This window comes from Pseudomonas sp. PSPC2-3 (genome assembly GCF_049898265.1).
Classification (GTDB): domain Bacteria; phylum Pseudomonadota; class Gammaproteobacteria; order Pseudomonadales; family Pseudomonadaceae; genus Aquipseudomonas; species Aquipseudomonas veronii.
This window is the reverse complement of sequence record NZ_JAFCXJ010000007.1, coordinates 307,523-322,505: the sequence shown is the minus strand read 5'-3', so window position 1 is coordinate 322,505 and position 14,983 is coordinate 307,523. Positions and strand designations below refer to the sequence as shown.

Genomic DNA, 14,983 nt, shown 5'->3' with positions numbered 1-14,983 from the left:
AAACGACAAGAATAACTAATGTGCCCTGCAATAAGTGGCGACAACCAAGTTGCCCGCGCTATAAAGCCAATCCATACCAAATAACCGCCAACATATAACTATTCTTAATAGGCATGCCCCCACTCCGTGCAAATGACGCCTGGCGACCAACGGTAAGCAAAGTGGTACCATGCCGCCCTCGAAGTGACCTAACGTCATGATGCATAAAACGTGAAAAGCATCCGCTATGTACGCCAGCCTCAAGTCACTCCTCGTCAAATCCGCTTCCCGCAGCAATGCCCGTCGACTGGTTCTCGTGTTGTGCCTGTGCTCACTGCTGCTGGGGCTGTGGGCCTACGCTCGCTCCACGCCCTTGCCATTGATGGTGTTGCTGATCAACGTGGCCACCCTGGTGCTGGTGGGCCTGCGGCAGTGGAACTCACGTAAATCGATCAAGTTCCAGCCCCAGGAACTGGCCGATCGCCTGCTGCAAGTCCAGGAAAACGAGCGGCACCGCCTCAGCCGAGAGCTGCACGACGATATCGGCCAATTGCTCACCGCCGCCAAGCTGCAAAGCGAATGGCTCAAGCGCCGCCTGCCGGAAGACCTGCAGGGCCAATGCACAGTGCTGTGCAACACCCTGAACGAGACCTTGGCCAAGGTGCGCGACGTGTCCGCCATTCTCAACCCGCGTCAGTTGGCCAGCCTGGGCCTGGAAGCCAGCCTGCGCGCGCACCTGCTCAAGACCCTGGGAAACACCTCGATTCATTGGAGCCTGGAATGCCAGCAACGGCTGACCGGCATTCCCGAAGAAATGGCCGTGGCCGCTTTTCGCATCACCCAGGAAGCGGTGACCAACATGCTGCGCCATGCCCAGGCGCAAAACCTGCTGGTTCGCCTGCAACGCCTGCCCCAGGGCCTGTCGCTGTTTATCAGTGATGACGGCCAGGGCTTTTCGCCCGCCAGCAACCCAGGCCTGGAAGGCCAACGGGGCATGGCGGGCATGTCCGAGCGGATTGATCAACTGGGGGGCACCTTGTCCGTCAGCAGCCAGCCAGGCAAAGGCACCCGGATCGACGCACTTTTCCCCTGGGCGCCGCGCGCCCTCGAACGGGCCAGTCCCCTGAAGGTTCTCGAGTGACCCGCACTTTACTCCTGGTGGATGACCACGCACTGATCAGGGCCGGCGTCCGCGCGCTGGTCCTGGACATTCCCGGCTACACGGTGATTGGCGAAGCCAGCGATGGCGCGCAGGTGCTGGAAACATTCAGCGCCCTGCTGCCGGATATCGTGCTGCTGGACCTGTCGATGAAACACACCGGCGGCCTGGATGCGTTGCACCAGCTCAAGACGGCCTACCCCAAGAGCAAGGTGCTGATCCTGTCGATGCACACCGACCCGGAGCTGATCATGCGTGCCCTGGAGGCCGGCGCCCATGGCTACCTGCTCAAGGACACCAGCGCCAACGAACTGGAGCAGGCACTGCTGGCGCTGAGCAATGACGAGCGCTACCTGAGCCCGGCGATTGCCCACACCGTGATCAGCCAGGCGCTGGTACGCAATCAGGCCCCATCCTCCCCGGTCGCCCACAACCACAACCTCACCGCTCGCCAGTTGGAAATCCTGCGCCTGGTCGTGCGTGGCAAATCCACCCGGGAAATCGCCCACGGCCTCGGGTTGAGCATCAAGACCGTGGAAGCCCACCGCTCGCAAATCATGAAGCGCCTGCAGATTTTCGATGTGGCGGGCCTGGTGTTATTTGCCGTGCGCGAGCAGATCATCAGCCTGGACGACTAAGGGCGAACCCGGCGGCAGATGGACGCGCAGGGCCTTGGGCACGACCTCGAAATGCAGGTCATCGCCTTGCAGCGGTTCGCCATCCAGGTTGATATACAAACCTTGCGCCACCTTGATCTTGACCCACGGCAGGCGCGCGCGGACAAACATGGTGTCCAGGCCCCAGCCATTGTTCATCAGTTCACGCAGGGTGCCGACCACTTCCTGGGGGGCCGGCAAAATGCTGATGTCCAGCAGCCCATCGTCCGCCAGTGCGTCGGGACACAGCACATGCCCACCGCCCGCCTGGCGGCCGTTGCCGATGCCCAGCGCGAGCAGCTCGCCTTTCCAATGGAAATCCGGGCCTTCCAGCTCGCCATACGCGGCCTTCAACTCACTGAAGCGCGACAAGCCGGTGAACAGATAGGCCGCGCCGCCCAGCACTTTCTTCAGTTCTTCGGAGGTATTGGCGGTGACCTGGCTGCCGAAGCCGCCAGTGGCCATGTTGAGGAATACTTGCCCGCCGACGCGGCCGAGATCGATCGCCCTGGCCGGCACATCCAGCAACGCCAGGGCCAGATCGGGCTGCAGCGGCACACCGGCGGCGCGGGCAAAATCATTGGCGGTGCCCAACGGCATCAGCACCAGGCTCGCGTCGGTCCCGGCCTGGGCCATCGCCTCGGCCACATCGCGCAAGGTGCCGTCACCGCCGCCGGCAATGATGTGCGTGTACCCGCCGTCCAGGGCCTCGTTGACCAGCCGCTGCGCGTCGCCGCCCTCCCACGTCACCCGCACCGCCAGCTCCCAGCCCTGCTCACGCCGAGCCAGCACCGCAGCGCGCACGTCCTCGTTGAGGGCTTGCTTGCCGTGGAGGATCAACAGGGCTTTGTGGGTGGTCATGGGGGGAGCTCTCCTGGGGTCAAAGGTGCTTGAAGGATGTTGACCTTTGAGGAGATAAAAAAAGCCATCGGGTTTGCAATTTAATTGGCCAGGGGCGACGCCAGGCTGCTTTCCTGTAAGCGCGGGCAAGCCAGCGCCTACAGTTGGATCGCTAGATACCCATCAGCGCGCAATCAGCTTTTGTGCAACTTACTCATCAACTGCGCCTCAGCCTGGGTCAAGCCGCACGACTGCGTCAGCTCATCCACGGTCGCGCCCATGCCGACCAGCTTCGCCGCCTGGGCAAAAGACAGGCTGGAGGGATCACGCTGTTCAATCTGCGCCAGCTTGTCCGGCAACGGCCCGAGGATCGCGCGCAGTTCATGCACCTCATCCCCGACCCGCACCGCACTTTGCTGGAAGTGATCGACGCGCTTGGCCAACTCCACCACGCGTCGGTCACGCACGGCGTCGCGTTCGGCCTGTTGCACCACCCACTCGCGTTGCTGGCGCACGTAGCGCAGCAAAAAGGCCAACGTCCCGGCCCACAACAGGGCCAGGACGATCACCGCGGCTTCAAGGAACAATCAGATGCTCTCCAGTTCCGACCATTCTTCTTCGCTCATCATTTTGTCCAGCTCGACCAGAATCAGCAGTTCGCCGTTCTTGTTGCAGACGCCCTGGATGAACTTGGCCGACTCTTCGTTACCCACGTTCGGCGCGGTTTCCACTTCCGATTGGCGCAGGTAAACCACTTCGGCCACGCTGTCGACCATGATCCCGACCACCTGCTTGTCTGCCTCGATGATGACGATGCGGGTGTTGTCGTTGACTTCGGTCGGTATCAGACCGAAACGCTGGCGGGTGTCGATCACCGTCACCACGTTGCCGCGCAGGTTGATGATGCCCAGCACGTAGCTTGGCGCACCCGGAACCGGAGCGATTTCGGTGTAGCGCAGCACTTCCTGCACGCGCATGACGTTGATGCCGTAGGACTCGTTGTCCAGTTTGAAGGTAACCCATTGCAGGATCGGATCATCCAAACCTTGTGCGGACGCTGACTTATTCATACCCCTGACCCCTTCAAATGCCGTTGGACACGGCGTGTGTGCTTCTTTGGCCGCACAACCGTGCGGCCGATCTTGTTCAATTAACTGCGTTGCTGGCCCGGCATCGACTTGACCGCGCCGCTGGCGATCAACTCGGCCAGTTCGGCAACGTCGAGCAACGCGCACATGTGTTCGATTACGGTGCCCGCCAACCAAGGGCGCTGGCCCCGTTGGCTGCGCCATTTGATTTCATTCGGGTCCAGGCGCAACGAGCGGCTGACTTGATGCACGGCCAGCCCCCACTCGTAGCCTTGCACCGAAATCACGTATTGCAAGCCCTGGCGGAAATCATCGCGGTAGCGGTCGGGCATCACCCAGCGCGCGGTGTCCAGCACCTTGAGGTTGCCGGCCTGGCTGGGCAGGATGCCGAGGAACCACTCCGGTTGCCCGAACAGCGGTGTCAGCTCCTGGCCTTCCAGGGAATAGATCGAGCCCAGGCACACCAGCGGCACCGCCAGGGTCAACCCGGCGACGTCGAACAGCAGGCATTCGAACGGCTCGGCGGCCCACGCCGGGCGGCCGTCGCCGGTGACCGGCGGCGGTGTGATGCTCGGCGGCAGGTGGACTTCAACCACCGGCTCGACCACCACGGGTGCGACCGGCACAGGCGCAACCACGACCGGTGGACTCGGCACCATCACCTGCGCATCACGCGCCTGTTCTTCCAGCACCGCCAACTGGAATTCATCCAGTGTGCTCTGTGCGTCTACGGCGGGTTCGAGGACCAGCAGCGGTTCCGGCAGTTCTTCCTCGGTCGCGTCCTGCAGCAAGGCATCCAGGTAGGATTCCAGTGCCAGTTGCGGCCGCGTCTTGACCTTGAGTTCGACAGGACGGTTCATCACGCCACCTGCGCCACAAGCTGTTGCGACAGCAGGTGCTTGAGCAGCGCGCGGTACGCCAGCACGCCGCGACTTTTACCGTCGAACTGCGAAGGGGTCAGGCCGGCGCGGCTGGCGTCGCGCAGGCGCGTGTCCACCGGGATATAGCCCTGCCAGATGGTGTCCGGGTAGGCATCGCGCAGTACGCGCAAGGTGCCGAGGGACGCCTGGGTGCGGCGGTCGAACAACGTCGGCACGATGCTGAACGGCAGCGCCTGTTTGCGTGAGCGGTTGATCATCGCCAGGGTGCTGACCATGCGTTCCAGGCCCTTGACCGCGAGGTGCTCGGTCTGCACCGGGATCACCAACTGCTGGCTGGCCGCCAAGGCGTTGACCATCAGCACGCCGAGCAACGGCGGGCTGTCGATGATCGCGTAGTCGAAGTCCTGCCACAGTTGCGCCAGGGTCTTGGCGATCACCAGGCCCAGGCCGCTCTGCCCCGGCGACTGGCGCTCAAGGGTGGCCAGGGCGGTGCTCGACGGCAGCAGGGAAATGCTTTCATTGCTGGTGGGCAGCAGCAGTTGCCCGGGCAGATCGCTCGGCACGCTGCCCTTGTGCAGGAACAAGTCGTAGCAGCTGTGCTCCAGCGCGTCCGGGTCGTAGCCGAAATAGCTGGTCATCGAGCCGTGGGGGTCCAGGTCGACCACGACCACGCGCTTGCCCGCCTCGGCCAGCAAGCCGGCTAAGGCGATGGAGGTGGTGGTCTTGCCGACTCCACCTTTTTGATTGGCAACTGCCCAGACTCTCATTCGGTTGATTCCTCCCGGCGGGCACAGGCGCGACCGAGACAGTGCATAGGTTATTGAGCCGGTGACGGAGAATTGACGGAGCTTTGCCGTACCGGCGGCTTTGCAAGGGCCGGTGCAGTTTGTGTGCCAGCCCGCTTCAATGCCGCGTCCGGGGTTGCATTTGCCGTGCCGGTGCCGGTCAGGCTGCGGCGCACATCCAGGTTGCGCGAGACCACCAGCACCACCCGGCGGTTGCGGGCGCGGCCTTCCGCCGTGGCGTTATTGGCCACCGGCTGGAACTCGCCGTAGCCGACCGACGCCAGGCGACCGGGGTTCACGCCCTGCATCGCGAGCATCCGCACGATGCTCGCCGCCCGGGCCGACGACAGCTCCCAGTTGGTCGGGTACTGCGCGGTACTGATGGGGATATTGTCGGTGAAGCCTTCGACGTGGATCGGGTTTTCAAACGGCTTGAGGATCGCCGCCACCTTGTCGATGATGGTGAACGCCTGGTCGCTGGGCATGGCATCGGCGCTGGCGAACAGCAGGCTCGAATTGAGCTCGATCTCCACCCACAACTCATTGCCGCGCACGGTCATCTGGTTGGAGCTGATCAAGTCGCCGAACGCGGCGCTGATATCGTCGGCGATGCTTTTCAGCGGGTCGCCGGTGCCGCCCATGCCGGCGGAGGTCTCATCGCTGTCGTTGACCAGCGGCTTGGCCGGGGTCACGGTCTTGGGCCGCTCTTCGCCGATGGGGATCGGCTTGAGCGAACGATCGGCGTCGTTGAACACGCCGATCAGCGCTTGGGAAATGACTTTGTACTTGCCTTCGTTGATCGACGAGATGGAGTACATCACCACGAAAAACGCGAACAGCAAGGTGATGAAGTCCGCGTAGGACACCAGCCAGCGTTCATGGTTGACGTGTTCTTCAGGCTCGCGACGGCGACGGCTCACAGACGATTACCTCCGCAAAACGAATCACCTGCAGGAGCGAGCTTGCTCGCGAAAAATCCGAGAGCAACGCGTTCGTCCAAAATGCCCGCGTCATCGTTGACGATTTTCGCGAACAAGCTCGCTCCTACACGTTTCATGTACATCAATCCATGAAGCCCTGGAGCTTCAATTCGATGGAGCGCGGGTTCTCGCCCTCGGCAATCGACAGGATGCCTTCGAGCAACATTTCGCGGTAACGCGACTGGCGCAGGGCAATCGACTTGAGCTTGCTGGCCACCGGCAACAGCACCAGGTTGGCACTCGCCACACCGTAGATGGTGGCGACAAACGCCACGGCAATGCCGCTGCCCAGTTGCGACGGATCGGCGAGGTTGCCCATCACGTGGATCAGGCCCATCACCGCACCGATGATGCCGATGGTCGGCGCGTAGCCGCCCATGCTTTCAAAGACTTTGGCGGCGTTGATATCGCGGCTTTCCTGGGTGTAGAAATCCACTTCCAGGATGCTGCGGATCGCCTCCGGCTCGGCGCCGTCCACCAGCAATTGCAGGCCTTTGCGCGCGTAGCTGTCGGGCTCGGCATCGGCCACGCCTTCCAGGCCGAGCAGGCCTTCCTTGCGTGCGGTGAGGCTCCAGTTGACCACGCGGTCGATGCCACCGGCCAGGTCGACGCGCGGCGGGAAAATAATCCAGATCAGGATCTGCATGGCACGCTTGAACGAACTCAAGGGCGACTGCAGCAATGCCGCGCCGACGGTGCCACCGATCACGATCAGCGCCGCCGGGCCGTTGGCCAGGGCGCCGAGGTGCCCGCCTTCGAGGTAGTTGCCGCCGATGATCGCGACAAACGCCATGGTGATGCCGATCAGACTCAGTACATCCATCAGAGGCAGGCCTCCACCAAATGCCTGCCGATATCGTCCAGGCTGTAGATCGCGTCGGCCAGCTCAGCCTTGACGATGGCCATCGGCATGCCATAAATCACGCAACTGGCTTCGTCCTGGGCCCAGATCGCACTGCCGCCCTGCTTGAGCAGGCGCGCGCCTTCGCGACCGTCGGCGCCCATGCCGGTGAGCACCACCGCCAGAACTTTGTCGCCGTAGGACTTGGCTGCCGAACCGAAGGTGATATCCACGCAGGGTTTGTAGTTGAGGCGCTCATCGCCCGGCAGGATTTTGATCGCGCCACGGCCATCGACCATCATCTGCTTGCCCCCAGGCGCCAGCAGCGCCAGGCCAGGACGCAGGATGTCGCCATCCTCGGCTTCCTTGACGCTGATGCGGCACAGCTTGTCCAGGCGCTCGGCGAAGGCCTTGGTGAACGCGGCGGGCATGTGCTGGATCAGCACGATCGGCGCCGGGAAGTTGGCCGGCAGTTGGGTCAAGACCCGTTGCAGGGCAACCGGGCCGCCGGTCGAAGTACCAATGGCAACCAGCTTGTAGGCCTTGCGTTTCGGCGCCGGCGAATGGGCGCTTGGCGCAGGTGCCCGCGCGGGTGCCGCGGCAGGCCGGGCAACCGCTGCCGGCGCCGGGCGACCGAACGCCGTGCTGGTGGGTGCCGCCGGAGCCGCGACCGGCGCAGGCGCCGGGGCGCTGAACAGGCTGCGACGGTTGCTGCGCGAAATGCTGTGGACCTTCTCGCACAGCATCTGTTTGACCTTCTCGGGGTTGCGCGAGATGTCTTCGAAATTCTTCGGCAGGAAGTCCACCGCACCGGCGTCCAGCGCATCCAGGGTGACCCGGGCGCCTTCGTGGGTCAGCGAGGAGAACATCAATACCGGGGTCGGACAGCGCTGCATGATGTGTCGGACTGCGGTGATGCCATCCATCATCGGCATCTCGTAGTCCATGGTGATCACGTCCGGCTTCAACGCAATGGCTTGATCAATCGCCTCTTTACCGTTGGTGGCCGTGCCGACCACCTGGATCGTTGGATCGGCGGAAAGAATTTCCGAGACGCGGCGGCGGAAGAAACCCGAATCGTCCACCACCAGGACCTTGACTACCATAAACACTCCGTTAGGCGGGGCAGGCAATACCGCCCTGCCCCACCAGAATCAAATACGCCGTGCGGCGTAACGCTTGAGCATGCTCGGAACATCGAGAATCAACGCGATACGACCGTCACCGGTGATGGTCGCACCCGACATGCCCGGGGTTCCCTGCAGCATTTTGCCCAAAGGCTTGATGACCACTTCTTCCTGGCCGACCAGTTGATCGACGACAAAGCCGATGCGCTGGGTGCCCACGGAGAGAATCACCACATGGCCTTCGCGCTGCTCTTCATGGGCGGCCGAGGCGACCAGCCAGCGCTTGAGGTAGAACAGTGGCAACGCTTTGTCGCGCACGATCACCACTTCCTGGCCGTCCACCACGTTGGTGCGCGACAGGTCGAGGTGGAAGATCTCGTTGACGTTGACCAGCGGGAAAGCGAAGGCCTGGTTGCCCAGCATCACCATCAGGGTCGGCATGATCGCCAGGGTCAACGGCACCTTGATGACGATCTTCGAGCCCAGGCCCTTGGTCGAGTAGATATTGATCGAACCGTTGAGCTGGCTGATCTTGGTTTTCACCACGTCCATGCCCACGCCACGGCCCGACACGTCGGAAATCTCGGTCTTGGTCGAGAAGCCCGGCGCGAAAATCAGGTTGTAGCACTCGGTGTCGGTCAAGCGGTCGGCGGCATCCTTGTCCATCACGCCACGCTTGACGGCGATACCGCGCAGGATCGCCGGGTCCATGCCTTTGCCGTCATCGGTGATCGACAGCAGGATATGGTCGCCCTCTTGTTCCGCCGCCAGAATCACCTTGCCGTTACGGGACTTGCCCGCGGCTTCGCGTTCTTCCGGGGTTTCCACGCCGTGGTCGACGGCGTTGCGCACCAAGTGGACCAGCGGGTCGGCCAGGGCCTCGACAAGGTTTTTGTCGAGGTCGGTTTCTTCACCCACCAGTTCCAGGTTGATTTCTTTCTTGAGCTGGCGAGCCAGGTCACGAACCAGGCGCGGGAAGCGACCGAAGACTTTCTTGATCGGCTGCATCCGCGTCTTCATCACCGCGGTCTGCAGGTCGGCAGTGACCACGTCGAGGTTCGACACGGCCTTCTGCATGGCTTCGTCGCCACTGTTCAGGCCCAGGCGCACCAGGCGGTTACGCACCAGCACCAGTTCGCCGACCATGTTCATGATGTCGTCCAGGCGCGCGGTATCCACACGCACCGTGGTTTCGGCTTCGCTGGCAGGCTTGTCGGCCGCGGCGGCGGCCGGGGCACGCGCGGCAGCGGCAGGAGCTGCGGCAGCCGGGGCCGGGGCCGGCTTGGCGGCAGCAGGGGCCGCGGCTTTGGCCGGTGCCGGTTTGGCCGCCACCGGGGCTGCCGTCGCCGCAGCGCCAGCGGCCACTTCGGCGAACTTGCCCTTGCCGTGCAGTTCGTCGAGCAGGGCTTCGAATTCGTGATCGGAAATCAGCCCGTCGCCGGCAGGTGCGGCAGCGGCAGCCGCAGCAGCTGGTGCGGCAGCAGTTGCGGCGACTTCCGGCAAGGCATCGGCAGCAAAGGAGCCCTTGCCATGCAACTGGTCGAGCAACGCTTCGAATTCGTCGTCGGTAATGTCGGTGCCGGCGGCGGCGGTGGCTGCCGGAACTTGCGAGGTACTCGCAGGTGCTTGCGCCTCAGCCGCAGGTGCAACGGCGTCGGCAGCGAACTGGCCCTTGCCGTGCAACTGATCGAGCAGGGATTCGAATTCTGCGTCGGTAATGTCTTCGCCGGTCGGCGCGGCGGGCGCGGCAACTGCAGCGACCGCTTGCGGCGCTTCGGCTTCGGCCTTGACCGCATTGAGGGAGTCGAGCAGTTGCTCGAACTCGCTGTCGGTGACATCCGCTTCGGCTTCGACCACAGGCTCCGGAGCCGCTTCCACCACCGGCGCGGCCGCGGTGTCGGCAGGTTCCGCCAGGCGCGCCAGGGCGGCCAGCAGTTCCGGGGTGGCTGCGGTGATCGGGGCACGTTCGCGAACTTCGCTGAACATGCCGTTGACCGCATCCAGCGCTTCGAGAATCACGTCCATCAGCTCCGAATCAACGTGACGCTCACCCTTGCGCAGGATGTCGAACACGTTCTCGGCGATGTGGCAGCACTCCACCAGCTCATGGAGCTGGAGGAAGCCGGCGCCCCCTTTTACAGTGTGAAAACCGCGAAAAATTGCATTGAGCAGGTTCGCATCATCCGGTCGGCTTTCCAGCTCGACCAGTTGTTCGGACAGTTGCTCTAAAATTTCGCCGGCCTCTACAAGGAAATCCTGAAGGATTTCTTCATCGGCGCCGAAGCTCATGGGTGTGCTCCTTAGAAGCCTAAACTGGATAACAGGTCATCTACGTCATCCTGACCTGACATAACGTCTTCACGTTTATCGGCATGAATCTGCGGACCTTCACCCTTGGCGAGATGTTTTTGTGGATCTTTTTCCGAGAGGATCGCTTCGCGGTCATGTTCGATGCCGGCAAAACGATCGACTTGGCCTGCCATAAGCACCAATTTGAGCAAGTTGCTTTCCACTTCAGTGACCAATTGGGTCACACGCTTGATCACCTGACCGGTGAGGTCCTGGTAATCCTGGGCGAGCAGAATGTCATTGAGGTTGCTGGACACCGTGTGGTTGTCCTGTTCGCTGCGCGACAGGAAACCCTCGACCCGACGGGCCAACTCACGAAACTCCTCAGCCCCCACTTCCCGACGCATGAAGCGGCCCCAGTCAACGCTGAGGGCCTGGGCTTCGTTGGCCATGCCGTTGACCAGGGGCGTGGCGTTTTCCACCAGGTCCATGGTGCGGTTGGCCGCCGCTTCAGTCAGCCTGACCACATAGGACAGGCGTTCAGTGGCATCGGTGATTTGCGAAATTTCTTCAGCCTGGGGCATGTGCGGGTCAATCTGAAAATTGACGATCGCACTGTGCAGCTCGCGCGTGAGCTTGCCCACTTCCTGATACAGGCCGCGGTCACGGGTCTGGTTAAGCTCATGGATTAACTGCACCGCGTCGCCGAACTGGCCTTTTTCAAGGCTCTCGACCAGTTGGTGAGCATGCTTTTTCAGGGTCGACTCAAAGTCCCCCTGTGACGTTTCTTTATGCTCCATAGCTCCCCCGCGATGGCATTAGCCGTGGATGCGTTCGAAGATTTTTTCGATCTTCTCTTTCAAGGCCAATGCAGTGAATGGCTTGACCACGTAGCCGTTGACCCCGGCCTGGGCGGCTTCGATGATCTGCTCACGCTTGGCTTCGGCGGTCACCATCAACACGGGAAGGCTGCGCAGTTTTTCATCGGCGCGCACATGGCGCAGCAAGTCGATACCGGTCATGCCGGGCATGTTCCAGTCGGTTACCAGAAAGTCGATGCTCCCGCTGTTGAGGATCGGAATCGCCGTAAGGCCGTCATCCGCCTCGACCGTGTTGGTGAACCCCAGGTCACGCAACAGGTTTTTTATGATCCGCCGCATCGTTGAGAAGTCATCAACGATGAGGATTTTCATGTTCTTGTCCAATTCGACCTCCAAGCAGTCTTAAAACGCGTCCAGCACCTGGACGCGCCATTTCAATCAACAGGCGTTACACAAAAAGGACTGCCCAGGGCACCACGAAACTCACCCGCGAAAACCAAGGGCCTCGCGGTAGTGTCTGCAGTGTCCCCACACTGCCTGTCAGCGCGCGCGCCACTCTCCCAGGCGTCCCCGCAAGCGGGCTGCGCACTGGCTGTGCAGCTGGCTGACACGCGATTCGCTGACCCCCAGGACCTCACCGATTTCCTTGAGGTTCAGCTCTTCGTCGTAGTACAGCGCCAACACCAGTCGCTCACGCTCCGGCAGATTGGCAATCGCGTCCGCCAGCGCCCCCTGAAAGCGTTCATCTTCCAGGTCGCGCGACGGTTCGAGATGAGCACTCGCGCCGTCCTCGTGCAGCCCTTCGTGTTCGCCGTCCTGCAACAGGTCGTCGAAACTGAACAGGCGGCTGCCCAAGGTATCGTTCAAAATCCCGTAATAATCGTCGAGACTCAATTGGAGTTCGGCCGCAACTTCGTGATCTTTAGCGTCGCGACCGGTTTTTGCTTCAATTGCACGAATTGCGTCACTGACCATGCGCGTATTGCGGTGTACCGAACGCGGCGCCCAATCCCCTTTACGCACTTCATCGAGCATCGCGCCACGGATACGGATACCCGCATACGTCTCGAAACTCGCACCCTTGCTCGCGTCGTATTTGGTCGATACTTCGAGCAGGCCGATCATGCCGGCCTGGATCAAGTCTTCGACCTGGACACTGGCGGGCAGGCGTGCCAGCAAGTGATAGGCAATGCGCTTGACCAGCGGCGCATAGCGCTCGATCAATTCGCCCTGACGGTCACGTGCCGAATTTTTGTAAAGGTTATAGCCGCTGGCTGTCATAGCACCGGTCCTGCGCTCGTCTGATGCACCAATCGCTCGACGAAAAACTCCAGATGCCCCCGAGGGTTGGCGGGCAACGGCCAGGTATCGACCTTCTGAGCAATAGCCTTGAACGCCAACGCGCATTTCGAACGAGGGAACGCTTCGTAGACCGCACGCTGCTTTTGCACGGCCTTGCGTACACACTCGTCATAGGGAACTGCGCCGACGTATTGTAAGGCGACATCGAGAAAGCGATCAGTGACCTTGGTCAACTTGGCGAACAGGTTGCGTCCTTCCTGCGGGCTCTGGGCCATGTTGGCTAGCACGCGGAAGCGGTTCATGCCGTAGTCGCGGTTGAGCAGTTTGATCAGGGCGTAGGCGTCGGTGATCGAGGTGGGTTCATCGCAGACCACCAGCAGGACTTCTTGCGCGGCGCGCACGAAGCTGACCACGGACTCGCCAATCCCGGCGGCGGTGTCGATCACCAGCACGTCGAGGTTGTCGCCGATATCGCTGAACGCCTGGATCAGGCCGGCATGCTGCGCAGGGCTCAAGTGGACCATGCTCTGGGTGCCCGAGGCGGCCGGCACGATGCGGATGCCTCCAGGGCCCTGCAGCAGCACGTCGCGCAGCTCGCAGCGACCCTCGATCACATCGGCGAGGGTGTGTTTGGGCGTGAGCCCCAGCAAAACGTCAACGTTCGCCAACCCAAGGTCAGCATCCAGCAGCATGACACGACGGCCAAGCTCTGCCAGGGCCAGGGACAAATTCACTGACACGTTAGTTTTCCCGACGCCACCTTTGCCGCCGGTCACCGCGATCACCTGTACGGGATGCATGCTGCCCATTTTAATTCTTTACCTTGTCTTGCTTAGACGCAGGCTACATGGCTTGGCCGCGTGAATCGCTTGCAGACCATCGATGTAGATACATTTCATGGTGTTCATGCTGCCTCAACCCACCCGCTTTGCCGGGTTGTGGTAAAGGTCAGCGAACATATCGGCCATCGCTTCCTCGCTAGGCTCTTCTTGCATTTGCACGCTGACGGCACGGCTGACCAACTGATGACGGCGCGGCAGATGCAAATCATCCGGAATCCGCGGCCCGTCGGTCAGGTAGGCGACCGGAAGTTCATGACTGATAGCCAGGCTCAGCACCTCGCCCAGGCTCGCGGTTTCGTCGAGCTTGGTGAGGATGCATCCGGCCAGGCCGCAGCGCTTGTAGCTATGGTACGCAGCGGTAAGAACTTGTTTTTGGCTGGTGGTTGCAAGCACCAGGTAATTTTTTGCCTTGATGCCACGCCCGGCCAGGCTCTCCAGTTGCATGCGCAACGCCGGATCGCTGGCTTGCAGGCCGGCGGTATCGATCAGCACCACACGTTTGCGCAGCAACGGATCGAGGGCGTTGGCCAGGGACTGGCCCGGGTCGACGTGGGTCACCGACACATTGAGGATGCGGCCCAGGGTCTTGAGTTGCTCCTGGGCACCGATGCGGTAGCTGTCCATGCTTACCAGCGCGATGTTCTGGGCGCCGTACTTGAGCACGTAGCGCGCCGCCAGCTTGGCCAGCGTGGTGGTCTTGCCCATGCCGGCAGGGCCGACCATGGCGATCACGCCGCCCTCTTCCAGGGGTTCGAGTTCCGGGGTGACGATCATCCGCGCCAGGTGGGCCAGCAACATGCGCCAGGCCTGGCGAGGTTCTTCGATTTCGCTGGTCAGCGCCAGCAGGTCGCGGGACAACGGGCCGGACAGGCCGATGCGTTGCAGGCGCCGCCACAGGTTGGCCTGTTGCGGCTTGCTGCCTTGCAGTTGGGTCCAGGCCAGCGAACCGAGCTGCACTTCCAGCAGCTCGCGCAAGCCGTTGAGCTCAAAGCGCATCGAGTCGAACACACGCTGGTCGACTGCGGCGGCCGGGGCAGGCGCGGCAGGACGCGGCGGTTCGATGAACGTCGGCTCGACCAGCGGCTCGGCGGCGGTCAGCGGCAGGCCGGCGAACAACTGGCGATTGGTGGTCGCATCGCTGTCGCCGCGCATGCTCAGTTCGGCCTGGGCCGAGACAATGCGCGAGGCCGTCTTGCGCAGCTCGTCTTCAAGCTCCATGTTCGGGACACGCGGGGCCAGCGCCGAAGGAGTGTAATCCAGGGCAGCCGTCAGCTCGACACCGCCGGCAATACGACGGTTACCGATAATCGCAGCGTCGGCGCCCAGCTCGTCACGTACCAGTTTCATGGCCTGACGCATATCGGCGGCGAAAAAACGCTTTACTTGCATAACC

Annotated in this window: 16 protein-coding genes; 2 read left to right on the top strand and 14 right to left on the bottom strand. The window is 62.2% G+C overall.

The annotated features are described in order from the left end of the window. Positions 1-226: 226 nt before the first annotated feature. Together ACP7E3_RS17985 and ACP7E3_RS17980 are read left to right on the top strand one after the other, a co-directional pair. Positions 227-1,120, top strand: a complete 894-nt coding sequence (locus tag ACP7E3_RS17985) for a sensor histidine kinase (protein WP_046382531.1) — start codon at positions 227-229, stop codon at positions 1,118-1,120. Further along, the gene (locus ACP7E3_RS17980) at positions 1,117-1,776 is read left to right on the top strand and encodes a response regulator transcription factor (RefSeq protein WP_057003876.1); all 660 of its coding nucleotides are present in this window, start codon (positions 1,117-1,119) and stop codon (positions 1,774-1,776) included. The genes ACP7E3_RS17985 and ACP7E3_RS17980 overlap by 4 nt, the downstream gene beginning before the upstream one ends. On the opposite strand, the gene yegS is transcribed toward ACP7E3_RS17980, so the two are convergent. From yegS to flhF, 14 genes are all read right to left on the bottom strand, one after another. Next, the gene (gene yegS / locus ACP7E3_RS17975) at positions 1,735-2,655 is read right to left on the bottom strand and encodes a lipid kinase YegS (RefSeq protein WP_426123891.1); all 921 of its coding nucleotides are present in this window, start codon (positions 2,653-2,655) and stop codon (positions 1,735-1,737) included. The two genes, ACP7E3_RS17980 and yegS, sit on opposite strands and share 42 nt — an antisense overlap. 173 nt (positions 2,656-2,828) lie before the next feature. After that, positions 2,829-3,221, bottom strand: a complete 393-nt coding sequence (locus ACP7E3_RS17970; RefSeq protein ID WP_046382529.1) for a DUF2802 domain-containing protein — start codon at positions 3,219-3,221, stop codon at positions 2,829-2,831. Continuing rightward, positions 3,222-3,704, bottom strand: coding sequence for a chemotaxis protein CheW (locus ACP7E3_RS17965; RefSeq protein WP_046382528.1), 483 nt, complete (start codon positions 3,702-3,704; stop codon positions 3,222-3,224). It lies immediately after the preceding gene. Between the two features lie 80 nt (positions 3,705-3,784). Further along, the gene (locus ACP7E3_RS17960) at positions 3,785-4,582 is read right to left on the bottom strand and encodes a CheW domain-containing protein (RefSeq protein ID WP_256823297.1); all 798 of its coding nucleotides are present in this window, start codon (positions 4,580-4,582) and stop codon (positions 3,785-3,787) included. Further along, on the bottom strand, positions 4,582-5,370 hold the full coding sequence (locus ACP7E3_RS17955; protein WP_017849390.1) for a ParA family protein: 789 nt from the start codon (positions 5,368-5,370) through the stop codon (positions 4,582-4,584). The genes ACP7E3_RS17960 and ACP7E3_RS17955 overlap by 1 nt, the downstream gene beginning before the upstream one ends. A 50-nt stretch (positions 5,371-5,420) precedes the next feature. Next, positions 5,421-6,308: a flagellar motor protein MotD gene (gene motD, locus ACP7E3_RS17950; RefSeq protein ID WP_017849389.1), complete on the bottom strand. Its 888-nt coding sequence runs from the start codon at positions 6,306-6,308 to the stop codon at positions 5,421-5,423. Between the two features lie 142 nt (positions 6,309-6,450). Continuing rightward, positions 6,451-7,191 carry a flagellar motor protein gene (locus ACP7E3_RS17945; protein WP_017849387.1) on the bottom strand — a complete coding sequence of 247 codons (741 nt, stop codon included), beginning with the start codon at positions 7,189-7,191 and terminating at the stop codon, positions 6,451-6,453. Continuing rightward, on the bottom strand, positions 7,191-8,315 hold the full coding sequence (locus tag ACP7E3_RS17940; protein WP_017849386.1) for a protein-glutamate methylesterase/protein-glutamine glutaminase: 1,125 nt from the start codon (positions 8,313-8,315) through the stop codon (positions 7,191-7,193). Before ACP7E3_RS17940 ends, ACP7E3_RS17945 begins: the two co-directional genes overlap by 1 nt. Positions 8,316-8,363: 48 nt before the next feature. After that, the gene (locus tag ACP7E3_RS17935) at positions 8,364-10,625 is read right to left on the bottom strand and encodes a chemotaxis protein CheA (RefSeq protein ID WP_426123886.1); all 2,262 of its coding nucleotides are present in this window, start codon (positions 10,623-10,625) and stop codon (positions 8,364-8,366) included. An 11-nt stretch (positions 10,626-10,636) separates the two neighbouring features. Continuing rightward, positions 10,637-11,425 carry a protein phosphatase CheZ gene (locus ACP7E3_RS17930; protein ID WP_017845401.1) on the bottom strand — a complete coding sequence of 263 codons (789 nt, stop codon included), beginning with the start codon at positions 11,423-11,425 and terminating at the stop codon, positions 10,637-10,639. Positions 11,426-11,443: 18 nt separating this feature from the next. Next, a complete protein-coding gene (locus ACP7E3_RS17925) occupies positions 11,444-11,818 on the bottom strand; it encodes a chemotaxis response regulator CheY (RefSeq protein WP_003192908.1) in 375 nt (124 codons plus the stop codon). 168 nt (positions 11,819-11,986) lie between these two features. Next, a complete protein-coding gene (gene fliA / locus ACP7E3_RS17920) occupies positions 11,987-12,727 on the bottom strand; it encodes an RNA polymerase sigma factor FliA (protein ID WP_017845400.1) in 741 nt (246 codons plus the stop codon). Continuing rightward, entirely contained in the window at positions 12,724-13,557 is an 834-nt protein-coding gene (fleN, locus tag ACP7E3_RS17915; protein WP_003192912.1) for a flagellar synthesis regulator FleN, read from the bottom strand. Before fleN ends, fliA begins: the two co-directional genes overlap by 4 nt. A 105-nt stretch (positions 13,558-13,662) precedes the next feature. After that, a complete protein-coding gene (flhF, locus tag ACP7E3_RS17910) occupies positions 13,663-14,979 on the bottom strand; it encodes a flagellar biosynthesis protein FlhF (RefSeq protein WP_046382525.1) in 1,317 nt (438 codons plus the stop codon). Positions 14,980-14,983: the final 4 nt, after the last annotated feature.

Excerpts from the sequence above, each read along its gene's own strand:
- ACP7E3_RS17965 (WP_046382528.1), bottom strand. The coding sequence starts at position 3,704 with ATGAATAAGTCAGCGTCCGCACAAGGTTTGGATGATCCGATCCTGCAA.
- fliA (WP_017845400.1), bottom strand. The coding sequence starts at position 12,727 with ATGACAGCCAGCGGCTATAACCTTTACAAAAATTCGGCACGTGACCGT.
- ACP7E3_RS17935 (WP_426123886.1), bottom strand. The coding sequence starts at position 10,625 with ATGAGCTTCGGCGCCGATGAAGAAATCCTTCAGGATTTCCTTGTAGAG.
- ACP7E3_RS17945 (WP_017849387.1), bottom strand. The coding sequence starts at position 7,191 with ATGGATGTACTGAGTCTGATCGGCATCACCATGGCGTTTGTCGCGATC.
- ACP7E3_RS17955 (WP_017849390.1), bottom strand. The coding sequence starts at position 5,370 with ATGAGAGTCTGGGCAGTTGCCAATCAAAAAGGTGGAGTCGGCAAGACC.
- ACP7E3_RS17985 (WP_046382531.1), top strand. The coding sequence starts at position 227 with ATGTACGCCAGCCTCAAGTCACTCCTCGTCAAATCCGCTTCCCGCAGC.
- yegS (WP_426123891.1), bottom strand. The coding sequence starts at position 2,655 with ATGACCACCCACAAAGCCCTGTTGATCCTCCACGGCAAGCAAGCCCTC.
- ACP7E3_RS17940 (WP_017849386.1), bottom strand. The coding sequence starts at position 8,315 with ATGGTAGTCAAGGTCCTGGTGGTGGACGATTCGGGTTTCTTCCGCCGC.
- ACP7E3_RS17925 (WP_003192908.1), bottom strand. The coding sequence starts at position 11,818 with ATGAAAATCCTCATCGTTGATGACTTCTCAACGATGCGGCGGATCATA.
- flhF (WP_046382525.1), bottom strand. The coding sequence starts at position 14,979 with ATGCAAGTAAAGCGTTTTTTCGCCGCCGATATGCGTCAGGCCATGAAA.
- ACP7E3_RS17930 (WP_017845401.1), bottom strand. The coding sequence starts at position 11,425 with ATGGAGCATAAAGAAACGTCACAGGGGGACTTTGAGTCGACCCTGAAA.
- fleN (WP_003192912.1), bottom strand. The coding sequence starts at position 13,557 with ATGGGCAGCATGCATCCCGTACAGGTGATCGCGGTGACCGGCGGCAAA.
- ACP7E3_RS17960 (WP_256823297.1), bottom strand. The coding sequence starts at position 4,582 with ATGAACCGTCCTGTCGAACTCAAGGTCAAGACGCGGCCGCAACTGGCA.